A 25,543-nucleotide genomic window follows, 5' to 3' on the forward strand; every position below is an offset into this window, starting at 1 on the left:
ATGAATCTAAAACAATTACAATATTTTTTGGCCGTGGCAGAGGAAGGTCAGATGACAGCGGCCGCCAAACGCTTGCACGTGGCGCAGCCACCACTGAGCTATCAGATTAAGCAATTAGAACTTGAACTAGGCGTCACCCTCTTCAATCGCTTGCCTCAGGGTGTGACTGTTACTGAAGCTGGCAAGCTACTGGTGGGGTATGCCCAACAGCTCACGCAGTTGTCGGCGACTGCGGAGAACAAGGTCCGGGCTCTAGCACATGGTGTGACGGGAACCATTAATCTGGGGACGGTTTCATCCTCGGCGGGGGTCATGCCGAATACGGCATTACTAAAGTGGCTAGGGCAACATCCTGATGTTCAACTCGCGATTACGGAAGGCAATACGTATGAATTGTTAGACGATCTACATAAACGGTTGCTAGACGTGGCGGTGTTACGGACACCGTTCAACGCGCAACATCTAGTTTGTCGTTACTTTCCCGCGGAACGGATGGCAGCAGTCATTCCAAAGCGATATTCACAGTTTGAAAAGCGGCGCCAGTTGCGACTAAGTGACCTCGCTACGTTACCATTGATCAAGTATCGCCGCTTTAATGAATTATTCCACGTTGCTTTTTTGGAGGCAGCGGTTACGCCGACTTACATCATGACTTGTGATGATGCCCGCACGGCGATGCACTGGGCTAATCACCAATTGGGAGTGGCCCTGGTGCCACGATCATTGGCTGAAACCTATGACGGCGGTGACGTGCTGATTCGATCATTGGCGGATCATCGTTTTCAGACTCAACTGGCCCTAGCAACGACCCCGGAAGCCTTAGCGACCCCATTAGTTGCCGGCTTGATGGCACAATTCCAGCAAGCGCAGTCGCTAGACTAGTTTAATCAGTTTGATATCTAAAAATTTAATCGCGGTTAAGGGTGAATTGCTGATTTAATCGGGTTGTTACCGATTACACTAGCTAGAAATTGCAGTGGTGTTTTCAGACGCAAAATAAGCCTAATGACTGTCGTACTGGGGATACGCTAACCTTCATTTAATAATTAGATATCAATCGGTTTAAATGGTACACTAACAATTGAAATTTAAAGGGTGAAGGTGAAGGAAATGATTTATTCGTTAGGGCTAATGCTCGGCGTTGGGGTAATTGCCGGAATTTTCGGTGCTATTTTAGGTATCGGTGGTGGCATGATCGTCACACCGATCCTGACACTTGGTTTGGGATTAGATATTAAGTATGCGATTGGGGCCAGTATTATCGCCGTGATTGCCACGAGTTCGGGCTCTACCATTGCATATTTACGTGATGAGATGTTGAACTTACGCGTCGCGATGTTTCTTGAAATTGCGACGACGGTCGGGGCCGTCCTCGGGGCAGTGTTGACGGGGGTACTTAATGCAACATTCCTGTACTTCCTATTTGGGGCGCTGTTAGTTTTCACGACGTATAATATGATTCGTAAATTAATGAGTAAGAACGGTGAATTACCGTCAGTCAAAGATGACAAGCTGGCGACACAGTTGAACTTAAATGGTACTTATTATGATAAAGCATTGAATAAGCAAGTTGATTATCAGGTTGAAAACGTACCGGGTGGTTTTTCCATGATGTTCGGTGCTGGTTTCGCCAGTGGCTTGTTGGGGATCGGGAGTGGCGCGTTCAAAGTGCTAGCCATGGATACGATTATGCATATGCCGCTTAAACCGTCATCAGCAACTTCTAACCTGATGATGGGGGTGACGGCGGCAGCGAGTGCGATGGTCTACTTCTTTAATGGGTCAATCAAACCCGGAATCGCGGCTCCATTAGCTATCGGGATTATCGTCGGTGCCTTAATCGGCTCACGAATCATGACGCGGCTCAAGCCACGCTTGATTCGCATGATCTTTGTGCCCGTGATGCTCTATCTGGGAATTCAAATGATTGCTAAAGGATTCGGGGTGACCATCTAATGGATAAGCAAAAAACAACTAAAGCGCAAGAGATGCACGCTGTTGAAATGATGATTGGGTATATTCTACGAATTGGCGTCATTGTTTCTGCAATCGTGATTATTATTGGGATGCTTCTGATGTTGATTCAGGGCAATGGTGGTTATGCAAATGGTATGGAACCCCATACGGTCGCTGATATTCTAGCCGGCATTGTGGCACTTAAACCATATGCCGTGATTATGTTAGGCTTATTTCTATTGATTTTAACGCCAACTTTGCGGGTTGCGGTCTCTATCTACGCCTTTGCAGTGGAAAAAGACCACTTATATGTTTGGATTACGACGATTGTTCTCATCATCTTGATTGTTGCTTCGGTGATTGGGTATCTCGGTAACTAGGCTAGACGGAGCTGATTAATCAGGTTGAGTCGTGATTAAAATGGGCGCACATCTAAAATGGCTACCAGCTTGTTTCGAGGTTAATGTGGAAAGAATCTAAGCTGGTATAAATTCACGGGCTGGTGTGTTTTATGCCGATGTACGAGTATTTAACTAACCAATATTGTTTAATAATAAGAGAATGCTGATAAAAAATCAGCATTCTTTTTTATTTGTGCACTTTTAGCTGTTTTGACTAACGTAAAAAAGACCTAATATCGTCATTTTTATCGTTATTTGAATTATTTATTAAGAAAAATTGCCGATTGTGTTCACTTGATAATTGAACACTGGTGTGAGAATATAATTGCTGATATATCAGTAATTTCAGGCATGTTTATCAGTATGGATAATAATCGCAAAATGAAATGATTAAGACGATTATGACGAAATAATGATAAAAATTAGAGTTTAGGATTGATTTTAATTTATTTATAATATACAATTACTTTAACTTTTCGAGGGAAAAGCACACACAAACTATTTTAAAGTTAGGGGTTGGGTTATATGAATTTCAAAACAGCTGCAAAAGTAACCGTCGTTGCCGGCGCATCCGTACTATTCTTAGCTGCTTGTGGCTCAAGCAAGAGTTCTTCAAGTTCTAAGCAAACGGCCAATTGGACCGAATCAGCCGAATTACCAACGATGGACATTTCTAAGTCCACCGACGTGGTTAGTTCTAATGCGTTGAATAACACCAATGAAGGGTTATACCGTCTCGGTAAGAACGGGAAGGTCACACCCGGAATTGCGAAATCCACTAAGGTTACTAATGGTGGGAAGACATATACGTTCACTTTACGGAAGAACGCAAAATGGAGTAACGGGGATAAAGTTACTGCCAAAGACTTTGTTTATGGTTGGCAACGGACCGTTAATCCAAAGACTGCGTCACAATACGCATACTTATATTCAGGGATTAAGAACGCTGACGCTATCGTCAATGGCAAGAAGCCCGTTTCTAGTTTAGGGATCAAGGCTGATGGCGATTACAAGTTGACGGTCACTTTGGATAAGCCAATTGCTTACTTTGACAAGCTGATGGGCTTTGTCAACTTCTTCCCACAAAATGAAAAAGTGGTTAAGAAGTACGGTTCTAAGTATGGGACGAGCAGTAAGGCCATGGTTTATAACGGTCCTTACAAGATGACTGGTTGGACTGGGACAAACTTGTCATGGACCTTGAAGAAGAATAACGATTATTGGGATAAGAAAGCTGTTAAGATGGACAGCATCAAGTACCAAGTTGTTAAGGATGCTTCAACTGGTCTGAACTTATTTAATTCCAATAAGCTCGACTTTACGACACTTTCCAACGAACAAGTTAAGAATTATAAGAATGATAAGAACTACTTAGTTCGGAAGACGGCTTCAACTTTCTACGTTGAATTTAATCGTAAGGATAGCGATAAGACTTTAGCCAAAGCTTTCCAGAACAAGAAGATTCGTCAGGCTTTGTCACTAGCAATTAACCGGAAGTCCTACGTTAATAATACGTTAGGTAACGGTTCGACCGTTTCTAAAGGTTACGTTTCTGAAGACTTAGCTAAAAACCCGACAACTGGTAAGGACTTTACGACTGACGCTGCCGTTCCTTCTGCAGTTGACTACAACTTAACGAAAGCTAAGAAGTTGTGGAAAGAAGGAATGACAGAAATTGGTGAAACTAAGCTGAACATCAAGCTTCTTTCTGACGATACTGATGGTGGTAAGAAGTCTACTGAATTTATTCAAGGTGCTTGGGAGAAATTACCTGGTCTGACCGTTACTAACCAGAACGTCCCATTCAAGACCCGTCTTCAACGGTCACAAAACGGGAACTTCGATACAGTTATCTCTGCCTGGAATGCTGACTTTACTGACCCAATCTCCTTCTTGTCACTCTTCACGTCCGACAACTCATACAACAATGGGAAGTATGACAGTGCCGCATACGACGATGCTGTGAAGAAGGCGGAAGGTGCCGATGCCAATAACAAGACTGCACGTTGGGCTGACATGGTCGCTGCTGAAAAGCAATTGATGAATGATCAAGGGGTCATCCCAATCTATCAACAAGCCTCAGCAACGTTGACTCGGAGCAATCTGAAGGGCATCATCTACAACACTGCGGGCTCAAACTACAACTTCAAGTACATGTCCGTAAAATAATGATGTAAATCCACAGAAAAAAGTGTGTGTGCTTTAACTGAATGAATGTGAAGCAAAGGGGTAAGGATTGACACATTGTTAATCCTTACCATTTTGTTTTATAATGAGGGATGTCATTATTTTTTAAGTTGATTTTAATAGAATGCGAGGAATTCTCATGAGAAAGTATCTTTTAAAGCGGATATTTTACTTGTTCCTGACATTATTCATTGTGGCGACCGCCACGTTCTTCTTAATGAAGTTAATGCCCGGAACACCGCTGCAAAATGAAGCTAAATTGACCCCTAGCGAAAAGGCGTCGATCTTGGCCCAATACGGGTTGGACAAACCCGTTTGGTTGCAATACTTCATTTACATTGGCGGGATCTTCAAGGGGAGCTTAGGGCTATCCTTCCAGTTCTCTGATCAAGCCGTCAGTTACCTGATTGGTAGCCGGATGGGACCATCAATGCAGTTAGGTGGCCAAGCGATGGTCGTCGGAATCGTCTTTGGGATTATCCTAGGGGCCGTTGGTGCCATCAAGAAGGATACTTGGGCCGACCGTTTAGCAACCATCTTATCGATCTTAGGGATCGCAGTTCCAAGTTTCGTGTTAGCCATCCTGTTACAATACTACCTCGGCTTAAAGGCTGGTTGGTTCCCAGTTGCTGGCTGGGAAGGCTTCGCTTACACGATCTTACCAACGTTAGCTTTGGCCGCCAGTCCGCTGGCCGAAACGGCTCGGTTTATCCGAACCGACATGGTGGACGTGCTGAGTTCGGATTATATTGAGCTAGCTAAAGCCAAAGGGTTGTCGAAGTTTGGTATCGTGTATCACCATGCGTTGCGGAACAGTTTGATTCCAATGGTTACGCTGATTGGACCATTGGCCGCCGCCTTGATGACGGGTTCAATGGTTGTTGAAAATATCTTCTCAGTACCTGGGATTGGGGAACAATTCGTTAAATCAATTCTGGTTAACGACTACCCAACCATCATGGGTGTGACGATTTTCTATTCAGCACTCCTTTGTTTACTATTATTGTTGACCGATATTGTCTACGGAATTATTGATCCGCGGATTCGTTTAAATGGAAATGGGGACTAGTTAATGGCAGAAAATCCAAGTAGTATCGATATTAAGCCCGGCGACTTCGAGCCGTTAGATAAACAAGCGGGTCCTGATAATGAACGGATCGCAGCACCTTCCTTAACGTTCGGCCAAGATGTCTGGCGGCGATTGAAGTCTAACAAGACCGCTTTTATCAGCTTTATCGTGTTAGTATTCTTATTCTTAGTGGCATTTGGTGGACGGGCAGTCTACCATGTTGATCCTAATGCACAGTCGCCACGGTATGCGAACCTCCCTCCGAAGATTCCGGGTGTTAGTATCCATGGCTTGAATGGTCACTTGACTCAATCTGGTAAGGACGTTGATGCGTATGCGGCGGCCGGTGCAAAGTCTGACGTACATTATCTTCTCGGGACTGATTATCTGGGCCGGGACTTACTGGCGCGGATTATGTATGGGACCCGGATCTCACTTGAAATTGCGTTGATTGCTACTTTGATTGACCTGACGATTGGGGTCGGATTCGGGATACTCTCCGGTTGGAAAGGTGGGCGCGTCGATTTATTCATGCAACGTGTGATTGAAATCCTCTCGTCCATCCCACAATTGGTTATCATGGTGTTGATGGCCACGGCCTTCACGAAGACTGGGATGGCCTCAATCATTGCGGCCATCGCGATCACTGGTTGGACAACGATGGCCCGGCTGACTCGGGCACAGACCTTGCAATTGAAGAGCCAAGATTTTATTTTGGCTGCGCGGACACTGGGTGAATCACCCGTCAAGATTGCTTGGAAACACTTGTTACCAAACCTTTCAAGTGTCATTATTATTCAAACGATGTTCACGATTCCAAGTGCGATCTTCTTCGAAGCGTTCTTGAGTTATATCGGGATTGGGATCAGTTCACCACAAGCTTCATTGGGGACGTTGATCTCTGATGGGCAGAAGAACTTCCAATTCTTGCCATATCAGATGTGGTACCCAGCCATCGTGCTGATCATCTTGATGCTCGCCTTTAACTTGTTAGGTGACGGGATGCGCGATGCGTTTGATCCAAAGTCAAAACGTTAGGAGGACGGCAGCACTATGGAAAAACCAGAAAATGTGATTGAGGTCCGCAACTTGGAAATCAATTTCCATACTTATGCGGGCGAAGTTAAAGCCATCCGTGACGTTAGCTTTGATTTACGTAAGGGTGAAACCTTGGCAATTGTTGGTGAATCAGGATCTGGTAAGTCAGTGACGACACGTTCACTGATGGGCCTGTTAGCACCTAATGCTGAAATTAAACGTGGGAGTATTATGTTCCACGGTGAAGATATTATTAAAAAGTCCGAAAAAGACATGCAACACATTCGTGGTAAGGATATTGCCATGATCTTCCAAGATCCAATGACATCATTGGACCCAACAATGCGGATTGGGATGCAGATTGCGGAACCTTTGATGAAACATAAGGGTTTGAAGAAAAAAGAAGCGATTGCCCAAGCGCTAGAGATGTTGAAATTGGTTGGGATTACTAATCCTGAAGGCCGAATCAATGATTATCCATACCAATTCTCAGGCGGGATGCGGCAACGGATTGTGATTGCGATTGCATTGGTCTGCTATCCTGAAGTCCTGATTGCTGATGAACCAACGACTGCCTTGGACGTGACGATTCAAGCCCAGATTCTGGACTTGATGAAGGATTTACAAAATCGAATTGATACGTCGATTATCTTTATCACCCATGACTTAGGTGTCGTGGCCGGAATGGCTGATCGGGTCGCAGTGATGTATGCCGGTAAAATCGTGGAATACGGGACAGTCGATGAGATCTTCTTCAATCCACAACATCCTTATACCTGGGGGTTACTCAATTCGATGCCAACCTTGGATACTGAAAGTGGCTCATTATCAGCGATTCCAGGGACCCCACCAGATTTGTTGGAACCACCAGTTGGTGACGCCTTTGCAGCGCGGAGCGATTACGCGATGAAGATTGATACGGAGAAGGAACCCCCATTCTTTAAGGTTTCTGATACCCATTACGCGGCAACCTGGTTGCTTCATCCAGATGCCCCAAAGGTAACGCCACCTGCTGAAATCGTTCGGCGTCAGCAAAAGTTTGCGGCCATGCAAAAACCGCAAGCACCAATTTCAAATCCCGTAGCAAAGGAGTAAGTAGACATGCCTGATGAACGTAAAAAAATTCTAGAAGTTCGCCATTTAAAGCAGTATTTTAATGTCGGCAAAAAAGATGAAGTCCGGGCCGTTGATGACGTCTCCTTTGACATTTATGAAGGTGAAACATTTGGGTTAGTTGGTGAATCTGGTTCAGGAAAGACCACGACCGGGCGTTCCATCATTCACTTATATGAACCAACTGATGGTGAAATCATTTTTGACGGTAAGGACGTTTCCAAATTACACACTAAGAAGGAACGCCATGAATTTCGCCGGGAGATCCAAATGATCTTTCAGGACCCATACGCCTCATTGAATCCACGAATGAAAGTCAAGGATATCGTGGCGGAAGGGATTGATATTCACGGTTTAGCCAAGGATGATGCAGACCGAACCAAGCAAGTTGAAGACTTGTTGGAGACGGTTGGTCTTAACAAGGACCACTCTAGTCGTTATCCACATGAATTTTCTGGTGGTCAACGTCAACGGATCGGGATTGCCCGGGCGTTAGCGGTAGAGCCTAAATTCATCATTGCTGATGAACCAATTTCTGCGCTGGACGTTTCGATTCAAGCCCAAGTGGTTAATTTGATGAAGGAATTACAAGTTAAGCAGAACTTGACTTATTTATTTATTGCGCATGATTTGTCAATGGTTAAGTATATCAGTGACCGGATCGGCGTTATGCATTACGGTAAGATTCTGGAAATTGGGCCTGCGGATGAAGTGTATAACCATCCGTTGCACAAGTACACCGAGAGTTTGATCTCGGCGGTGCCGGTACCTGATCCAGAGTTTGAACGTAACCGTAAGCAGGTTCCTTATGACGAAACGACCGAACATGACGGTAAGAAGCGGCGAATGGTCGAAATTGCACCAGGGCACTTTGTCCGGGCAACTGAAGACGAAATCCCGATATACACCAAGCGGGCTGTTGACGCGGGGTTAATTACGGAATTTTCTGAGTAACGGCTAATAAAACAGACGACGAGTGCGAATACTCGACGTCTGTTTTATTATTCAGTAGAATATTTAATTAACTGTTTAGATAAGTTTATTAATTAATAACCATTATAATTAACTCATGTTAACTTGACATATAAATTTAATATGTAAAAAATATTGATGGAATTAATTGTCAAAAAGCCGATTAAATCGGGAATAGACGGCTATTTTTGGCCGGCTAAACTGTGACCGGTAGTCAAAGTTATTTGTGTAAATTTTGTAATTATGCAATAATAATATTGCTAATAAAGTTTGTTAACAAATATAACTATTCGTCTTAATAATTGATTCGCACCATTTTAAAAAAATATTGCGAGTGAAACGTTGACTTAATTGAGGTCGTCAAGGATACGGTTATCGAGCGGCAATGACGAATCGTATCAAAAATATTGATTTAACAGGAATCAATTCGCACTATTTTTTTAAAATCATGCAAAGGGACAATGGCTTGTTTTGAACGGTTAATGAAAAAAGTACAAATTTCAGGAAGGATGCTGTTAGTATGCAACAACCAATTAATTATATTATGAATATCATGCACCTTGAACGGGACTTAAAACGACTTACGTCGAACTGGTCGTCCGCCACAGGGCTTAGTTTGAACGAGTTACGGATCTTAGTTTATGTCGAACAACATCCTGGTATCCAGATTGGTGATGTGGCAAATGCGTTGAATGTGGCGAAAGCCTCGTTGGCACAAAATATTGGCACCTTGATAACCCAAGGATGGTTGAAAAGTCAACCAATTAAACAAGACCGGCGTTTACGGGTCTTAACGCTTACGAAGGCTGGTCAGGATCGAATGAAGGATGTTGATGCACAATTGACTAAATCACTTGACACGACACCAGCAACACAGTTAGCGGATCAATTATCAGCCTTGCAATTATAGGCAGATGTACACGTTCACGGATATTAAGTGAAGTAATATCCTTAACGCGGGATAAAGGGGGAGACTCTTTGTCCCGCGCTTTTGTTTTAGTACTTAATAGTGGGGAGCATTATAGGTTAACAATTACTTTGTTTAGTTTACTCTAGGTTAAGTAATTTAAACTTAATAAGATTGATTGAGGTGTAATGGAGCGTATGCATTATAATGTTGAACCGCTACGAACGGACCAAGAAATCGATGATTTTTTATGGGCTGTTTCACAAGCGCGTTATGGGGAGCGTAATCGCATGATTGTTTTGGTTGGAATTAACACGGGATTACGAATGAGTGATATTTTACGACTGAAGGTTGGGCAAGTACGTGGCAAAGATCGTGTTATGATCATGGAACAAAAAACGGGCAAGAAGCGCTGGTTGTTTTTGAAAAACCTCAAAACGGAATTAGCCCACTTTACGCGGTATCGGGGGGCAAATGAACCGTTATTCTGTAGTGGTCGGGGCGGAGCTTTAACCGTTAATGGTGTCTATCGAGTCTTTCAGACGGCCGGTGAGTACCTGGAGCGGGATGATATTGGTACGCACACGTTGCGCAAGACGTTTGGCTATCATTATTATCAAAAGACTCGTGACATTGCCGGATTGATGATGATTTTCAATCATTCCAGCGAGCAGGTGACAAAACGCTATATTGGCATTGAGCGTGATAATTTGGAACGACAATTATGGGACTTTAAATTAGGTGTTTAATTATGGCAGAGACGCGGTCTATTTCATAGCGACTCAATGAAGATTTGAGGTAGGCACAAAAAAGAGCCGGAAGTGTAAACGATTGTTTACGCTTCTGGCTCTAAATTTAATTATCTTATTCGGACTTCGTCTCAGCCGCCAAAACAATCTTGCCGTCTTCAACTTTTGCAACCATGTTCTTAACGTCGCCGTGATCCAAATAGAAATCGGCGATGCGATCTTCGATTTGTTCCTGGATAACACGCCGGAGTGGGCGAGCCCCCATCTGAGGGTTGTAACCTAGTTCAACGAGTTTTTCCTCGACAGGTTCTGTGACGTGGACGTGTAAGCCTTGGTTAGCTAACATGCCGTTGACATCTTCGATCATCAAACCAACAATTTTCATCAAGTTTTCCTTAGATAAAGCGTTGAATTGAATGATGTCATCGAACCGGTTTAAGAATTCTGGCTTGAAGTAGTCCGTCAACCGGCTAGTGATATCGTGCGTCTTGCCTTCAGCAGCGGCACCAAAACCGACATTAGCTTCACTGTCGCCAGTCCCAGCGTTGGAAGTCATGATGATGATCGTATCCTTGAAGCTGACAGTCCGACCTTGTGAGTCGGTCAGCCGGCCATCATCGAGGATTTGCAAGAACATGTGCATGACATCCGGATGAGCCTTTTCAACTTCGTCTAGTAAGACTAGGCTATATGGATGACGACGAACCTGTTCAGTTAACTGACCGGCTTCTTCGTAGCCGACATAGCCAGGCGGTGAACCGATCAACTTAGCCACTGAATGTGGTTCCATGTATTCACTCATGTCAAACCGAATCATGGCATCTTGAGAACCAAACAGTTCCTTAGCAAGTTGTTTAGCCAATTCAGTTTTACCAACCCCGGTTGGGCCGACAAACATGAAGGAACCAATTGGCCGGCCAGTTCCGTTCAGACCGATTCGATTACGCCGGATGGCCCGGGCAACTGCCTCAACCGCTTGGTCTTGACCAATAACCGTACTCTTAAGGTCGGGTGCTAAGGTCTTCATTTGAGCCTGTTCCTTAGCCTGCAAGTCACCAACTGGAATACTTGTCTTTTCTTCGACAATTTGTTCCATGTCCTTGACCGTTACAGTGGCAGTATCGTTATTAGGCTGGTCTGAACTTTCATCGGGCTTAGCTTTTTCTAACTTAGCAACTTGATCGCGATAGTAGGCGGCTTTTTCGTAGTCTTCCTTCTTCAAGGCGTCCTGTTTCTGCTTTTCTGCCTCGTCGATCTTTTCTTGAATCGTCTTTGGATCGACCGTCTTCAACGTCAAGTTCTTACGTGAACCAGCTTCATCGAGTAAATCGATGGCCTTATCAGGTAAGAAACGATCTTGAATGTAACGATTTGACAACTTGACGGCTGCCACAATGGCATCTTGATCGTATTTAACGTGATGATAGTCTTCGTACTTCTTCTGAATGCCTTCGAGAATCTTGATAGATTCTTCCACGCTCGGTTCGTTGACCGTGACCGGTTGGAACCGGCGGGCGAGGGCGGCATCCTTTTCGATGTCGCGGTATTCGTTTAATGTCGTGGCCCCAACTAGTTGGAAATCACCACGGGCAAGGGCGGGTTTCAGAACGTTCCCAGCATCCATACCACCTTCAGCATTACCGGCACCCATGATTTCATGGATTTCGTCAATGAAGAGGATGATATTCGGATTGCTTTGAACTTCCTTCATTAATTGTTGCATTCGTTGTTCAAATTGACCTCGAATACCGGTACCTTGAACAAGGGAAGCCACGTCCAAACGAATAATTTCTTTATCTAACAGTTTTTGTGGAACTTGACCAGAAACGATTTTCTGTGCTAGTCCTTCCACGACCGCCGTTTTACCAACCCCAGCTTCACCAATTAAAACGGGGTTATTCTTGGTCCGGCGATTCAAAATCTCGATAACCCGATTAATTTCGGTATCGCGACCAATCACTGGATCGATTTTGCCCTGTTTAGCTTGCGCTGTTAAGTTGAAGCCGTATTGGCCAAGGAGGCCACCGCCGTTGTTATTGCCACGACGATTGCCGCCATTAGGACCAGCTGGCTGGGTCGGTGGGGTCTGTTGTTGCCGGTAAGCGTTATTAGGATCAACGCCACCCTGCATTGCACGGAAAATGTCGTCAAGACCACCAAAACCGAATGGATCTTGTGCCATATCAGCACCTCCAACTCCGTTATTTGGTTGCTGTTCCTGATTCTTTAGCAGTTGATAGCAATTTTGACAAAGGTTGATTTGTCGCCGCTGACCGTTGACGCTCGTATATAAATGGATCGTCGCTTCGTTCTTATGGCAATTGTCACAAAGCATTATGCTGTCACACACCTTTCGCATCAGAAATATAACTAAATCGATTAGGATCATAGTTAAAGGTTCATCGGCTCTTTGACCTTTGTTGACCTTTGACTATTAGTATAGCGAATTTACGGACTGTTGCAAGTGAAAAGCCTCAGGGTCAAAACTGGACGTGCGGCCGGGATAATTCGCAATGGCTGATTGATTCAATTATTTCTGAATAGTCTGGATAGTCGCAACTCATAGCTTGTCATGTAACCGGATTCGTTGTATATTAATTATCTGGTTAGGATAAGTGATGATGTAACTGTCTGTCTATATTATAGTACAAAGCGGTTTTTTTGCATGTATCGAGCCTGACCAGTTTTGATGTTTGCAGCGCATCGTTTTTCATTGGTGACCGTCAACAGCCAGTGAGCGGCGGAGAACTTTGTTCGTAAATATCAAAATAATGATGCAGTAATGTGTCAACCTAACTTTGAGGAGGCGGTAATTGTTTGGCAACGGATTATACCCAGTTAATGGAAGCGTTGCGTCATGGCGAACGCGACAGTTTTACCGTAACGCCGGATGAATTTATGGCTTTTCACGACGCCTATATGAAGTATGAGTATCGTAAACGAGTCATTGGTACGGCGGACTTAGATGGCCGCATTGTTTACCATTTCGAGAAGGATGGTAAGACAACCAATTAATAGGCCTAGCTTGAATGAAAGGGCTTGTATTTTAATTGGATAATTGCTATCATCATTATTAAGGGCTCTTGAGTATACGTGTTGGCGGCAACTCGAATTGACTCGGAACCAATTTTAAATTTATTTATCTTGAAGGAGATCGAATAGTTATGGAAAAGAAAGAATTTCACGTTATCGCAGACACTGGTATCCACGCACGTCCCGCAACTTTATTGGTACAATCAGCAAGTAAGTTCAACTCAGAAATTACGTTGCAATACCAAGACAAGTCCGTTAACTTAAAGTCCATCATGGGTGTTATGTCACTCGGTGTTGGTAAAGACGCTGACGTTACCATTTCTGCTGAAGGTGCCGACGAAGCCGACGCTATCGCAGCTTTAACTGAAACGATGAAGAAAGAAGGATTATCTGAATAATGGCTGAAAAGGTACTAAAAGGAATTGCGGCCAGTGATGGTGTTGCAATTGCTAAGGCCTATATGCTAGTTGATCCAGATTTATCATTCGAAAAGACAACAGTTTCCGATACGGATGCTGAAGTTGCACGGTTACATGACGCTTTCGATGCTTCCAAGGCTGAACTAAAGGTCATTAAAGACAAAGCGGTTGAAAACTTGGGTGAAGAAGAAGCAGAAGTTTTTGAAGCTCATATCACCATTTTGTCTGACCCAGAAATGCTCGGACAAATTGAAGGTAAGATCAAGGATGATAAAGTCAATGCTGAAGAAGCTTTGAAGGAAGTTACTGATACTTTCATTTCAATGTTTGAAGCGATGACGGATAATGCATATATGCAAGAACGAGCCGGTGATATTCGCGACGTAACGAAGCGGGTCTTAAGCCACTTGTTAGGGGTAACCTTACCAAGTCCAGCTTTAATTGACTCCGAAGTAATCGTGGTTGCCCACGATTTAACGCCTAGTGATACAGCTCAACTTGATCGTAAGTATGTTAAGGGCTTCATTACTGACATTGGTGGTCGGACTAGTCATTCAGCCATCATGTCACGGACGCTTGAAATTCCAGCGGTCGTTGGATCTGAATCTGCCACGACTGATATCAAAGAAGGCGATACGGTCGTCTTGGATGGTATCAACGGTGACGCTTTAGTAGCCCCAACGGATGCTGAAGTTGCTGATTACCAACAAAAGGCTAAAGACTTTGTTGCGCAAAAGGCTGAATGGGCTAAGTTGAAGAACGAGGCCACCGTTTCTAAGGACGGCAAGCACTTTGAATTAGCTTCTAACATCGGGACACCTGACGATATGGATGGTGTTTTGGATGCTGGCTCTGAAGCCATTGGATTATTCCGTTCAGAATTCTTGTACATGAACAGTTCAGAATTACCTGACGAAGATACCCAATTCGAAGCTTACAAGAAGGTTGTCGAAGGGATGAACGGCAAACCCGTTATTGTTCGGACCATGGATATCGGTGGTGACAAGGAATTACCTTACTTGCCATTACCTGATGAAATGAACCCATTCTTGGGTTACCGGGCTATTCGGATTTCCCTCGATCGTGATGACATCTTCCGGACCCAGTTACGTGCGTTATTACGTGCGTCACATTACGGTCAATTACGGATTATGTTCCCAATGATTGCAACGCTTGACGAATTCCGTAAAGCCAAAGCTATCTTTGAGGAAGAAAAAGCCAAGTTGGTTGCAGCTGGTACGCCTGTTGCTGACGACATCAAGCTTGGTATCATGATTGAAATCCCAGCGGCAGCTATTTTAGCTGACCAGTTTGCTAAGGAAGTCGACTTCTTTAGTATTGGGACTAACGACTTGATTCAATACTCATTTGCTGCTGATCGTGGTAACGAACAAGTGTCATACTTGTATCAACCATACAACCCATCGTTGTTGCGTTTGATCAAGCATGTTATTGACGCTGCTCATGCGAACGGACGCTTCACGGGTATGTGTGGTGAAGTTGCTGGGGATCAGATTGCGGTGCCATTATTGATGGGCTTAGGTTTGGATGAATTCTCAATGAGTTCAACTTCCGTGCTTAAGACACGTTCATTAATGAAGAAACTTGATACTAAGGAAATGGCTAAATTAGCTGATAAGGCACTTAACGAGTGTGTTACTAACGAAGAAGTCAAAGAATTAGTTGAAAAGAACGTCTTCGGTAAATAAACAATCAAACTAAGAGCAAATCTGTGGATTTGCTCTTTTTTTGTGGGTAAATGCGGGTCATTAACCAGTTTGTACTAGCCCCGGGTTTAGCACGACGGGGAGTGGGCTACCCGCACCGGTATGATGAGAGCTGGCACAGTACATGACGCGAATTGACTGGACATTTAGGCATTGTGACAATTGTCCATAGTTGCGACCGCGCTAGTCAATGATGGACACAGGGCACATTGCTACTCGCTGTTGACGGTGAAGAGTTGGTGTAGTGGAAACGATGTAATGGCGGTGTTGAGTGATGCCTAGCGATTACAATTCATCATTTCGAATTCATTTTCTATAGGTGTAGCTGGTCAGATAGATTTTGTCATGAACTCTTAATTTATATTAAGATTATTTGCAACTCGGATATTTAACCAATATAATGTTTATAATATAGGCATTGAGTCGAATTCGTGATGATCATGCAATTATGATCGAAGCGCGGTTAAGCAACATTGATTAGCAGCATGGTTAATCGATGGAAATAAGGGGAGAATCTACGTGAATATCGGGATATTTACAGACACATACTATCCACAAGTGAGTGGGGTCGCAACGTCAATCAAGGTGTTACGCAATCAACTCGAACGGGCTGGTCATCAAGTCTATATCTTTACGACCACGGATCCCCATGTTGATAAGAATATTTATGAACGCAATATTTTTCGTTTTACGAGTATTCCATTTGTTTCGTTCACAGATCGGCGAATTGCCGTCCGCGGACTTTTTAAAGCCTACCAGGTCGCCAAAGACCTCGGCTTGGATATTGTCCATACGCAGACAGAATTCTCGATGGGGATGATTGGTAAATTTGTTGCCAAACAATTAAAAGTCCCATGTATTCATACTTACCACACAATGTATGAGGATTACTTGCATTATATTGCGAATGGTAAGTTGTTAAAGCCCTACCATGTTAAGGAAGCCACACGGGCGTATTGCTATCATTTGAACGGTATTGTGGCGCCCAGTGAGCGGGTTGCTAATACGCTGACGGGTTATGGTGTTAAAGCGCCGATTCGCATTATTCCGACTGGAATCGACATTAATCAGTATGAACAACAGTCGACGGCCGATTATCGGCAAAAACTGGGCTACCAGCCAGATACGCCAGTCTTGCTGTCTTTGAGTCGTCTGGCCTATGAGAAGAATATCCATGAAGTCATTGCGGCGTTACCGGCAATCTTAGAACAGGTGCCCAATGCCCAGCTCCTGATTGTGGGCGATGGCCCGGCACGTGAAACACTGGAAAACCAAGTTCAAGACGCTGGATTAACGGCACACGTGCAATTTACTGGTGAAATCGATAATGATGAAGTCTATAACTATTATCAGATGGCGGACTTGTTCGTTTCAGCTTCTAACTCAGAATCACAAGGGCTGACGTACATTGAAGCAATGGCGGCAGGCCTTAAAACGGTCGTGGCGGCTAGTCCGTACACGGACCAATTACTCGACGACCCGTCACTAGGGACGACTTTTACCAGTGAGGCCAATTTGGTCAAGGATGTGGTACGTTATTTACAACATCCCAACACTTTTAACGATCCCAAGCCACGGCAGAAGAAGCTTTACCAGATTTCCGCGGAGTATTTTGGCAAGCAAGTCATCAATTACTATCAAGACGTGCAGCTGGCGTATTCTGAATCAGCGGATAAATCGGCGAATATTAGCAATTAACGGGCGTCAAGCCACCAATGAGCACCGCCAAATTGGGGATGCTTATTCGGCGTATGACGCGTAAGGGGACGAATTATGTTAGACATTACCATGTTTTCAAAAGCTGACTCCGTCAAGGGTCAGGGAGTCGGCAGCGCCTATCTAGAATTGATGCGGTTGTTGCGGACCCATTGGCAGGATGAATTTAATATTAAAGTCAATCGATATGGGCGCTCCGCCGTTTCACATTACCATACGGTTAATCCAATGTTTTACCTGTCTACGTTTATGCCTAATCGAGGCCGTAAAATCGGTTACGTGCATTTCTTACCAGAGACGCTCGAGGGTAGCTTGAAGTTGCCACGACCATTCCAAATGATTTTCAATCGTTATTTAATCTCATTTTATAAGCGGATGGACCACATTGTGGTGGTGAACCCGACCTTCATTCCAAAATTGGAAGCATACCATATCAAAAGAGCAGATGTAACGTATATTCCGAATTTTGTCAGCAAACGTGAATTTTACGAAATGACTAAGGCTAAACAGTTGCGCTTGCGCCAGCAATACGGCTATGATCAAAGTAAATTCATGATTATCGGGACCGGTCAGATTCAGGATCGGAAAGGTGTTCCTGATTTTATTACGCTTGCAAAGCAGAATCCAGATATCCAGTTTGTATGGGCCGGTGGGTTCTCGTTTGGCCGAATTACGGATGGTTATCAGGAGTTGAAGCAGGTGGTGGATAACCCGCCAGCTAATCTGTCGTTTCCAGGCATCGTTCCTCGTGAGAAATTGGTGGACTATTATAATATGGCGGATCTTTTCTTACTGCCTTCTTATAACGAGTTATTTCCGATGTCCGTGTTGGAAGCCTTCAGTTGTGGGACACCAGTATTGCTCCGGGATTTAGATTTGTACCGGGCAATCATTGATGGCTACTATCAAGCGGCCAGTGATGTTGATGATATGCAACGACAGATCGACCAGTTACGCCATAATCCAGCCGGGTTGCAATTCTTGCATGACAAGGCGGTTTTGGCTGCTCAGGATTATTCGGAAGAGCGCCTTGCCAAAGTTTGGCATGATTTTTATTTGCAACAGGCAAAAGAGGGGTAGTCAATGACAAGAAAAAATATCTGGTCATTACTCGTAATGGTTGCGTTAGGCGTCGGCATTTCGTGGTACTCACTGCGCAATGTCAAACTAAGCAATCTAATGGACGATATTCTCACTTTGAATTGGTGGTGGTTATTAGTTGCGTTAGGGTGTGTCGGACTATACTTCGGTCTGGAAGCCGCGGTGGTGCAAAAGTTTGTCAGGCACCGTTATCGGAACTATCGCTTTAAGAGTGCCCTGCGCGTTCCTTTAGCCGAGCAACTATTCAACGGTATCACCCCGTTTTCTTCGGGTGGCCAACCTGCCCAAATCTTCGTGATGGCACAATCAGGGATTGACGCTGGACGGGCAAGTTCAGTTGCATTGATGAAGTTTGTTGTTTTTCAGGCCATGGTGGTATTGAATTTCTTATTCGCCATGTTAATTGGTTTTCATTACTTAGCTGAAAAGTTAAGTTACCTGTCACTATACGTTTTGTTAGGTTTTCTGATTCACTTTGCGGTGATTGTTGGTCTGTTGTTGGTGATGTACTGGTATAACTTTACAAAACGAGCGGTGAAGATCGTCTTGATCCCGGTCAGCTGGTTTATGAAAGCTGAGCGATTTGCCAAGTTTGAAAACAATATTAGTGAAAAAATCGATTCGTTCTACGAAGAAAGCGTTCGAATGACCAAGGACTGGCGGATGCTGGTCGAAGTTTGTATCGTCACCTTCTTACAGCTACTGTTTTACTACCTGATTCCGTATTTTATTATGCGGGCAATGGGAATCTCCGGCGTTAATTTGGTTATGGTGACTAGCTTGAACGTCTTGATTTTCTTAGTGACGTCACTATTTCCGATTCCAGGTGGTGCTGGTGGTGCCGAGTTTGGGTTCACGGCGCTATTTGCCAAGTTCATCCCCAGCCACAGTAAGCTGATTTTAGCGATGCTGATCTGGCGGATCTTAACGTATTATTTGGGATTATTCTTAGGGATGATTGCCATGGCGATGCGGCCCGAGAAAGCAGAAGAAATTCCGAGTGCGGCGCCTAGCCGGTCGGATTCACAAGAACAGTAATTTGAATGGGCCGACATCATTGTTCGACCCATTTTTCGCGGTTACGAATTAAAGGAAGGTACTATGTTAAAGTTAATCAAACAACGGTTGGTGTGGGGACTAGTGTTGACGGCGGCAGTCGGCGGGCTATTGGGCCGCAATGTAACGGCGCAGGCGACCAGTAGTAAGGCGGATGAGGTCAAAGCCGCCTATGTGGTGGATGCCAAGTCCGGTCAGGCTGTTTACGCGCAGAATGCCGATCAGAAATTACCCATTGCGTCCCTGAGTAAGCTCATGACGCTGTACTTAGTCGAACGGGCCATCGAACGTGGTCAAATCAAGTGGACGGATACGGTCCCGATTCGTAAAAACGTTCGCAAGATGGCGACCAGTGCAACTTTGTCCGTGATGCCGATGCCGGCTAAGGAGACGTTTACGGTCAAGGAACTGTTCGCAGTTACCCTGGTAGGGTCGTCGAATAGCGGTGCCATTGCGCTGGGCGAGTACGTTGCCGGCAGTAATGATAAGTTCATTAAACTAATGAATCAGCAAGCGGCCAAGTGGCACCTGGATGCGAGTTTTGTGAGTGCTTCGGGGCTCGATAATACCGATTTGAAGAATTATGATTTAAAACTCAAAGGAACCAGCGATCAGGACCAAAATCTCGTGTCAGCACGGGCCGTAACGACCATCGCGCAACATCTGATTGATGATTACCCCGACGTGATCAAGGTTGCCAATCAACGTTCGGTCAAGATTCACAAGTATACGGTCCCAACATCAGTGGAAATCCTCAAGGGTGCCGATTATTATGATCCCCGAGTTCCGGTCGATGGCTTGAAGACCGGCTATACTAATCAAGCGGGTGCCTGTCTAGTCGCCACTTACCGGCAGAATGGCCGCCGAATGATTGCCACAACGCTTGGTGGTGCGTGGCAGTTTACGGCGAACAATAACTTGCGACTGATGCTCAAAAAGACCGAACAGTACAAGCAGGTCGTTCCTAAGCACATCAATTATCAGATTCCGGGGACGCACACTAAAGTACGGCTAGTGACGAAGTACGACTCAAAGCTGTGGGTCAACCAGGATCAACCGATGACCCAGACTAAAATTGCCTTGTGGCCATTACACCGGGCAGCGCCGAATTATCTGGCCGCTAATACGGCCGTGCTAAAGTTGCGGTTGACGGATCCATTGTCAGGAACGACGAAGGAAGTCATTTATCGGACGCCTGAAGCGCTGACGATGCTCGGACCACTTCAATGGGCAACGACGCCAGCAAAGCGGACTACGACGGGCACGTATGCGTTCGCAAAGTGATGCTCGCTTAATAGATCGTGTGATGCTGATGTGACGCTGAAGATAAGTAAAGGAGCGCTAACTACCGTAATTTACGAGTAGTTGGCGCTCCTTTTTGAGTTGAATCCGATGCTAGTCGTTGCAATGGCTAGCGGTGATGAACTAAAGCGGTAAGGTGTTGCCCAGGATCCTGATAAGGTTGTTGCTTAGTTGACACGGTTAGTAGGCTCCTGCATGTATGCGGTGAGACGTTCCATGGCCTGGTGGAGCTTTTCCATGCTAGCGGCGTAACTTAGCCGTACGTAGCCTTCACCCTCGGCACCAAAACCAGTCCCTGGAATAATTGCGAGCTGATTCTTGCGTGCCAAGTCCTTACAGAATGCCATCGAGCCTTGTTCAAAGCCAGCTGGAATCTTCGCGAAGATATAGAAGGCCCCAGTCGGACGAGCAATCTTGAAGCCAAGCTTCGACATCGTTTGATAAACGAAATCACGCCGGGCTTGGTATTCTTGCCGCATTGGTTGCGCATCATCGATTCCGTTGGTGAGGGCTTCGACACCGGCCTTCTGTGCAATCGTGGTTGCAGCAGTGACGTAGTACTGATGGACTTTTTTAAGTTGGGCCGTCATTTCCTTGGAAGCAAACAGGAAGCCGATTCGCCAGCCAGTCATGGCGTGAGACTTCGATAAGCCGTTGATCAGGATGACTTCATCAGGAATGAATTTAGCAATTGAGACGTGGTCGCTACCGTAAGTCAGTTCACTGTAAATTTCATCGGATACGACCCACAAGTTATGGCGATGGAAACAGTCGGCGAGCGCTTTGATCTCATCTTCCACGTAAGTGACACCAGTGGGGTTATTTGGGTAGTTTAACACGATGCCCTTGAAGTTCTCGTCAGGATGCGCCGCAATAAAGTCGTCGACCATCTTAGGCGTGATGACAAAGTCGTTAACGCCCGTATCCATGAAGAGCGGTTTAGCGTGTGCTTCTTGAATGATGGGGATGTACGCTGGAAAGATTGGGGACGGGATGATAATGGCGTCGCCAGGATTACAGATTGTCGTCAACGCAGTCGCAATCGCTTCCGTCGCTCCCACGGTCACTAAGACTTGGTCTTCAGCATCGTAATGGACACCGTACTTGGTCTCCTGGAAGTGGGCACCCGCTTGGCGTAGCTCCAACAGCCCCGCCATGCCAGTATAGTGAGAGTAGTTGTCATCAATCGCCTTTTTAGCCGCGGCTTTAACGTGCTCCGGCGTGTTGAAATCGGGTTCACCGAGCGTTAACTTGACCATATCGGGGATCGCACTGACCTCTTCGTCAAACTGGCGGATGGTTGAAACTTGAATGTGACTGATGGTTTCATTGAGATCGTCTCTAAATAGTGTCATATATCCGAACTCCTTTAATTTATAAGTTGTTCTAATTTTAGCACAACTTCTCACCGTCTTAGCAGGAAGTTAGGGTATAATTATAAGTGTGAAAATTTGTGGTAAAAATGGGCTTTCTACTAAAAAAACGTGTTATTAGTCCTATTTTTTGCTAGAATGTAAACAAAACTTGAAGGAGCGAGATTAGTATAATGGATAAATCTGAACTATCAGCAATTCTCAAACGACTAGAAGCCATGCGCACAACTGAAGCAACCGAAGTGCAATCACGGCGGTTCGAAAAGGAAGGCGTTCAACGTGGACAAGTAGCGTACGATCCCGCAACCTCGACGTACACGTTACAAGAATTCAATCCAGACCAAACGTTTGAATTTGATAACATTGACCTCGTGGCAATTGAATTGTACGATTTGCTAACGGATAACTAGATTCCCCCAAAATCCAGATAGATTTTCGATAGATCCATATTATGACGCGTTGTAATGTTGAAGAATTTTTGAAGAAATCTTCAAGATATTGCTAACTAGTACGCAACCGTTATAATATGGATTTGTTAATAGCAATAACGGAGGAAGAAATTACCATGCCTAAATTTATAAAAAACACGGTTGGGAAAGTCAACACGACGTTGGGCTTTTACCTCCTGACCGTGGTCTTATTTTGGCTAAAGACCTATATCGCTTATAAGAGCGAGTTTACTTTAGGGGTTAAGGGACCCGTTCAGGAATTTATCTTGTTCTTGAATCCATTTCCGACAGCAATCGTGTTGCTCGGTATTGCCCTATATTTCCGGGGTCGCTTAAAATATTGGATCATGATGATCATTGACGTCCTACAGACGACGTGGTTATTTGCCAATATCTTGTACTACCGGGAATTTTCTGATTTTATGTCGGCAGGGGTAATTAAGAGTTCCGGTGCTGCTAGTAATAACCTCGGAAAGAGTTTGGGGCAGATTATTCACGGGACCGACTTCTTAGTTTATGCGGATGTCGTGTTGCTGATTCTGTTATTAGCCTTCAAGGTCATTCGGATCGATCCGCGACCTTTCAAAATTCGGTATGCGGCAACACTGACCATGATTGGGGTGGCGTTGTTTGCTGTTGACCTCGGCATGTCTGAACATGACCGGTCGGATTTGTTGACGCGGACGTTTGATAACAACTACATCGTTAAGTACTTGGGACTCAACACATATGCAGGGTATAGTTTTTATCAGACTGAAAAAGAAAGTGCGACGCGGGCCCAAGCAAGTAGTAGTGATATGAAGAGTGTGCTAGCCTACCTCAAGAAAAACCAGGCTGGCGAGAACGTTAAGTACTTTGGTAAGGCCAAGGGTAAGAACGTTTTCGTGATTCACTTGGAAAGTTTCCAGCAATTTTTAATTGATTATAAGGTCGATGGTAAGGAAGTTACCCCGAACCTGAACAAGTTCTATCATGATAAGAGTACTTTGAGTTTTGATAATTTCTACCATCAAGTGGCGCAAGGGAAGACCTCTGATGCTGAAATGATGATGGAAAACTCTTTGTTTGGTTTACCAACCGGGTCAGCGATGACGCAGTATGGGACGTCGAACACGTTCCAGGCAGCGCCAGCAATCCTGTCACAAAAGGGCTATACGACTGCGGCTTTCCACGGTGATGTGGCTAGTTTCTGGAATCGGGATAACGCGTATAAGTCGTGGGGGTATAACTACTTCTTCTACTCTTCTTACTATAAAGAGAAGTCAGACTACAATATTGGTTATGGCTTGAAGGATAAAATCTTCTTCAAAGACTCTGTTAAGTATTTGGAGCAATTACCACAACCATTCTACGCAAAGCTGATTACGTTGACGAACCACTATCCATATGAATTGGATAAGAAGAACCAGTCGATCGATAAGACGACGACCGGGGATTCAACCGTTGATGGCTACGTCCAGACAGCCCATTATCTTGATCAAGCCTTTGCTGAATTCATTAGTTACTTGAAGAAGGCCGGCTTATATAAGAATAGTATGATTGTGCTTTATGGGGACCATTACGGGATTTCAAACAACCATAAAGCTGCCATTGCACAGTTATTGGGTAAAAAGTCAGTAACTAGCTTTGATTTGGCACAATTCCAGAAAGTACCATTTATGATTCACTCTGAGGGAATCAAGGGCGGTATTAACCACACGTATGGTGGTGAAATTGATGCGTTGCCAACGATTTTTGACCTGTTAGGGATCAAGAACAAGGGCTACATCCAGTTCGGAACGGACTTACTGTCGAAACAGCATAACCAGACAGTGGCTTTCCGGAACGGGGATTTTGTCTCACCGACATATACGAAGATCAGTGGGACAGTCTATGATTCGAAGACCGGTAAGAAACTGACGGATATGACGACGAAGCAGAAGGATACCGTCAAGCAGATGCAAAATCACGTGACGACGGAACTCTCGCTCTCTGACCGGGTCATCCAAGGGGACTTACTACGGTTCTACACGCCTAAAGGGTTTAAGAAGGTCGATAAGTCGGATTACAGTTATAAGCTGACTAAGACCCTCAAATCACTGAAAGAGATTCAAGCTGAGAAGAAGACCAGTGTTCTTTCGAAGCATAAGGGTAAATCAACCGAAAGTCTGTATAAGACGGATGCACCAGAACTGTCTAGCTCAAGTGACAGTAGTAGTTCAAGCAGTAGTTCTGATTAATCGAACTCGTATCAACTAAGGGATAACGCTGACGGCGTTATCCCTTTTTTGGTTGCGAAGATAAGTTGGCATTGGTCTTGGACTCGGTTCGAGACACGATTATTGTGCTGACAGTTGCGCATTTTGGATTAACACTGATGGTGAACGCGGAAGTGTTACCAAGTCGATGGTGTGATCGACTGCAATCTATTCTTAGTCTCGAATAAATGAGACGTTGGAATAGCAGGGGAGCGTTGTGAATCAATAACGGCCGGTCATGATGTGGAGCTGTTGACCGTTTAGTCGTCTTGATTTGGTCGATTGTCAACGAGATAATATTCATTATGCGAGCGTTGCTGTACTATTGAAAAACAGTCGTTGAAAATTAAAGGGAGATTTATTGAATTTTTGCTTGCTATCTCGATCAAAACCCCGTAAAATATAGTCTATTGCGACATTAATCGGTGTTTAAAACTTTTCTGAAATTAATTCATAAAAAGGGTTGACCCGGGTCGTTATTCTTGGTATTATATTTCTTGTCGTTAAGAGCGATATGCAACATTACTCATTATTATGAATATTCGAATCGATGTGAACATTTACATTGAATAGTTATTCAAAATAATTTATAAAAAGATGTTGACAGGTTGTTCTGATGATGATAAACTTTAATAGTTGCGTTGAGGTAATCAACGAACGATTTAGACCTTTGAAAACTGAACAAAGTTTCGACGAATCAAATGTGTAGGGTCTCTTGATTTTGAATCAAGAGCAAAA

General features: G+C 44.5%; 21 protein-coding genes. 19 read left to right on the forward strand and 2 right to left on the reverse strand.

Features of this window, described 5'->3' with window-relative positions; translation table 11 throughout:
- The 10 genes from V7R88_RS04755 (at window position 1) to V7R88_RS04800 (ending at window position 10,392) form a co-directional block, all read left to right on the forward strand.
- Window positions 1-882, forward strand: a complete 882-nt coding sequence (locus V7R88_RS04755) for a LysR family transcriptional regulator (RefSeq protein ID WP_085764413.1) — start codon at window positions 1-3, stop codon at window positions 880-882.
- A 228-nt stretch (window positions 883-1,110) separates the two neighbouring features.
- Window positions 1,111-1,956, forward strand: coding sequence for a sulfite exporter TauE/SafE family protein (locus tag V7R88_RS04760; RefSeq protein ID WP_003644203.1), 846 nt, complete (start codon window positions 1,111-1,113; stop codon window positions 1,954-1,956).
- The gene (locus V7R88_RS04765; protein ID WP_003643236.1) at window positions 1,956-2,336 is read left to right on the forward strand and encodes a DUF1634 domain-containing protein; all 381 of its coding nucleotides are present in this window, start codon (window positions 1,956-1,958) and stop codon (window positions 2,334-2,336) included. The genes V7R88_RS04760 and V7R88_RS04765 overlap by 1 nt, the downstream gene beginning before the upstream one ends.
- A gap of 546 nt (window positions 2,337-2,882) precedes the next feature.
- Window positions 2,883-4,526 carry a peptide ABC transporter substrate-binding protein gene (locus V7R88_RS04770; RefSeq protein ID WP_054396063.1) on the forward strand — a complete coding sequence of 548 codons (1,644 nt, stop codon included), beginning with the start codon at window positions 2,883-2,885 and terminating at the stop codon, window positions 4,524-4,526.
- Window positions 4,527-4,683: 157 nt separating this feature from the next.
- A complete protein-coding gene (opp3b, locus tag V7R88_RS04775) occupies window positions 4,684-5,613 on the forward strand; it encodes an oligopeptide ABC transporter permease (RefSeq protein ID WP_003644204.1) in 930 nt (309 codons plus the stop codon).
- Window positions 5,614-5,616: 3 nt separating this feature from the next.
- Complete coding sequence (locus tag V7R88_RS04780; RefSeq protein ID WP_054396061.1) at window positions 5,617-6,651, forward strand: ABC transporter permease; 1,035 nt, start codon at window positions 5,617-5,619, stop codon at window positions 6,649-6,651.
- Window positions 6,652-6,666: 15 nt separating this feature from the next.
- A complete protein-coding gene (locus V7R88_RS04785; RefSeq protein ID WP_003643240.1) occupies window positions 6,667-7,746 on the forward strand; it encodes an ABC transporter ATP-binding protein in 1,080 nt (359 codons plus the stop codon).
- A gap of 6 nt (window positions 7,747-7,752) precedes the next feature.
- The gene (locus V7R88_RS04790; RefSeq protein WP_003643241.1) at window positions 7,753-8,718 is read left to right on the forward strand and encodes an ABC transporter ATP-binding protein; all 966 of its coding nucleotides are present in this window, start codon (window positions 7,753-7,755) and stop codon (window positions 8,716-8,718) included.
- 538 nt (window positions 8,719-9,256) lie between these two features.
- Window positions 9,257-9,646, forward strand: a complete 390-nt coding sequence (locus V7R88_RS04795) for a MarR family winged helix-turn-helix transcriptional regulator (protein ID WP_003643287.1) — start codon at window positions 9,257-9,259, stop codon at window positions 9,644-9,646.
- Window positions 9,647-9,840: 194 nt separating this feature from the next.
- Window positions 9,841-10,392, forward strand: a complete 552-nt coding sequence (locus V7R88_RS04800) for a tyrosine-type recombinase/integrase (RefSeq protein ID WP_003646539.1) — start codon at window positions 9,841-9,843, stop codon at window positions 10,390-10,392.
- A gap of 115 nt (window positions 10,393-10,507) precedes the next feature.
- On the opposite strand, the gene V7R88_RS04805 is transcribed toward V7R88_RS04800, so the two are convergent.
- Window positions 10,508-12,727, reverse strand: a complete 2,220-nt coding sequence (locus tag V7R88_RS04805; protein ID WP_003644206.1) for an ATP-dependent Clp protease ATP-binding subunit — start codon at window positions 12,725-12,727, stop codon at window positions 10,508-10,510.
- A gap of 482 nt (window positions 12,728-13,209) precedes the next feature.
- Between V7R88_RS04805 and V7R88_RS04810 the strand changes: the two genes are divergently transcribed.
- The 7 genes from V7R88_RS04810 (at window position 13,210) to V7R88_RS04840 (ending at window position 20,728) form a co-directional block, all read left to right on the forward strand.
- Window positions 13,210-13,407, forward strand: a complete 198-nt coding sequence (locus V7R88_RS04810) for a hypothetical protein (protein WP_003646540.1) — start codon at window positions 13,210-13,212, stop codon at window positions 13,405-13,407.
- Window positions 13,408-13,556: 149 nt separating this feature from the next.
- The gene (locus V7R88_RS04815) at window positions 13,557-13,823 is read left to right on the forward strand and encodes a phosphocarrier protein HPr (protein WP_003638282.1); all 267 of its coding nucleotides are present in this window, start codon (window positions 13,557-13,559) and stop codon (window positions 13,821-13,823) included.
- Entirely contained in the window at window positions 13,823-15,553 is a 1,731-nt protein-coding gene (ptsP, locus tag V7R88_RS04820; RefSeq protein ID WP_003646541.1) for a phosphoenolpyruvate--protein phosphotransferase, read from the forward strand. The genes V7R88_RS04815 and ptsP overlap by 1 nt, the downstream gene beginning before the upstream one ends.
- Window positions 15,554-16,090: 537 nt before the next feature.
- Complete coding sequence (locus V7R88_RS04825) at window positions 16,091-17,269, forward strand: glycosyltransferase family 4 protein (RefSeq protein ID WP_054396055.1); 1,179 nt, start codon at window positions 16,091-16,093, stop codon at window positions 17,267-17,269.
- 75 nt (window positions 17,270-17,344) lie between these two features.
- Window positions 17,345-18,367, forward strand: a complete 1,023-nt coding sequence (locus V7R88_RS04830) for a glycosyltransferase family 4 protein (RefSeq protein ID WP_060598930.1) — start codon at window positions 17,345-17,347, stop codon at window positions 18,365-18,367.
- 3 nt (window positions 18,368-18,370) lie between these two features.
- Window positions 18,371-19,426 (forward strand): lysylphosphatidylglycerol synthase transmembrane domain-containing protein, encoded by a 1,056-nt coding sequence (locus tag V7R88_RS04835; protein WP_054396051.1) that lies wholly within the window; start codon window positions 18,371-18,373, stop codon window positions 19,424-19,426.
- A gap of 63 nt (window positions 19,427-19,489) precedes the next feature.
- Window positions 19,490-20,728 carry a serine hydrolase gene (locus tag V7R88_RS04840; RefSeq protein ID WP_054396049.1) on the forward strand — a complete coding sequence of 413 codons (1,239 nt, stop codon included), beginning with the start codon at window positions 19,490-19,492 and terminating at the stop codon, window positions 20,726-20,728.
- A 185-nt stretch (window positions 20,729-20,913) separates the two neighbouring features.
- Here V7R88_RS04840 and V7R88_RS04845 read toward each other — a convergent pair whose 3' ends face one another.
- Complete coding sequence (locus V7R88_RS04845) at window positions 20,914-22,101, reverse strand: pyridoxal phosphate-dependent aminotransferase (RefSeq protein WP_054396048.1); 1,188 nt, start codon at window positions 22,099-22,101, stop codon at window positions 20,914-20,916.
- Between the two features lie 191 nt (window positions 22,102-22,292).
- Here V7R88_RS04845 and V7R88_RS04850 point away from each other — a divergent pair, with 191 nt between their 5' ends.
- Both V7R88_RS04850 and V7R88_RS04855 read left to right on the forward strand, forming a co-directional pair.
- The gene (locus tag V7R88_RS04850; RefSeq protein WP_003643297.1) at window positions 22,293-22,529 is read left to right on the forward strand and encodes a YkuJ family protein; all 237 of its coding nucleotides are present in this window, start codon (window positions 22,293-22,295) and stop codon (window positions 22,527-22,529) included.
- A 155-nt stretch (window positions 22,530-22,684) separates the two neighbouring features.
- Window positions 22,685-24,787: an LTA synthase family protein gene (locus V7R88_RS04855; protein WP_054396046.1), complete on the forward strand. Its 2,103-nt coding sequence runs from the start codon at window positions 22,685-22,687 to the stop codon at window positions 24,785-24,787.
- Window positions 24,788-25,543 lie beyond the last annotated feature (756 nt).

Source organism: Lactiplantibacillus argentoratensis, from assembly GCF_037290055.1.
Taxonomy (GTDB): Bacteria; Bacillota; Bacilli; order Lactobacillales; family Lactobacillaceae; genus Lactiplantibacillus; species Lactiplantibacillus plantarum.

Coding starts and splice junctions, on each gene's coding strand:
- V7R88_RS04850 (WP_003643297.1), top strand. CDS start 22,293: ATGGATAAATCTGAACTATCAGCAATTCTCAAACGACTAGAAGCCATG.
- V7R88_RS04760 (WP_003644203.1), top strand. CDS start 1,111: ATGATTTATTCGTTAGGGCTAATGCTCGGCGTTGGGGTAATTGCCGGA.
- V7R88_RS04780 (WP_054396061.1), top strand. CDS start 5,617: ATGGCAGAAAATCCAAGTAGTATCGATATTAAGCCCGGCGACTTCGAG.
- V7R88_RS04755 (WP_085764413.1), top strand. CDS start 1: ATGAATCTAAAACAATTACAATATTTTTTGGCCGTGGCAGAGGAAGGT.
- V7R88_RS04800 (WP_003646539.1), top strand. CDS start 9,841: ATGCATTATAATGTTGAACCGCTACGAACGGACCAAGAAATCGATGAT.
- V7R88_RS04795 (WP_003643287.1), top strand. CDS start 9,257: ATGCAACAACCAATTAATTATATTATGAATATCATGCACCTTGAACGG.
- opp3b (WP_003644204.1), top strand. CDS start 4,684: ATGAGAAAGTATCTTTTAAAGCGGATATTTTACTTGTTCCTGACATTA.
- V7R88_RS04815 (WP_003638282.1), top strand. CDS start 13,557: ATGGAAAAGAAAGAATTTCACGTTATCGCAGACACTGGTATCCACGCA.
- V7R88_RS04770 (WP_054396063.1), top strand. CDS start 2,883: ATGAATTTCAAAACAGCTGCAAAAGTAACCGTCGTTGCCGGCGCATCC.
- V7R88_RS04805 (WP_003644206.1), bottom strand. CDS start 12,727: ATGCTTTGTGACAATTGCCATAAGAACGAAGCGACGATCCATTTATAT.
- V7R88_RS04830 (WP_060598930.1), top strand. CDS start 17,345: ATGTTAGACATTACCATGTTTTCAAAAGCTGACTCCGTCAAGGGTCAG.
- V7R88_RS04790 (WP_003643241.1), top strand. CDS start 7,753: ATGCCTGATGAACGTAAAAAAATTCTAGAAGTTCGCCATTTAAAGCAG.
- V7R88_RS04855 (WP_054396046.1), top strand. CDS start 22,685: ATGCCTAAATTTATAAAAAACACGGTTGGGAAAGTCAACACGACGTTG.
- ptsP (WP_003646541.1), top strand. CDS start 13,823: ATGGCTGAAAAGGTACTAAAAGGAATTGCGGCCAGTGATGGTGTTGCA.
- V7R88_RS04785 (WP_003643240.1), top strand. CDS start 6,667: ATGGAAAAACCAGAAAATGTGATTGAGGTCCGCAACTTGGAAATCAAT.
- V7R88_RS04845 (WP_054396048.1), bottom strand. CDS start 22,101: ATGACACTATTTAGAGACGATCTCAATGAAACCATCAGTCACATTCAA.
- V7R88_RS04835 (WP_054396051.1), top strand. CDS start 18,371: ATGACAAGAAAAAATATCTGGTCATTACTCGTAATGGTTGCGTTAGGC.
- V7R88_RS04765 (WP_003643236.1), top strand. CDS start 1,956: ATGGATAAGCAAAAAACAACTAAAGCGCAAGAGATGCACGCTGTTGAA.
- V7R88_RS04840 (WP_054396049.1), top strand. CDS start 19,490: ATGTTAAAGTTAATCAAACAACGGTTGGTGTGGGGACTAGTGTTGACG.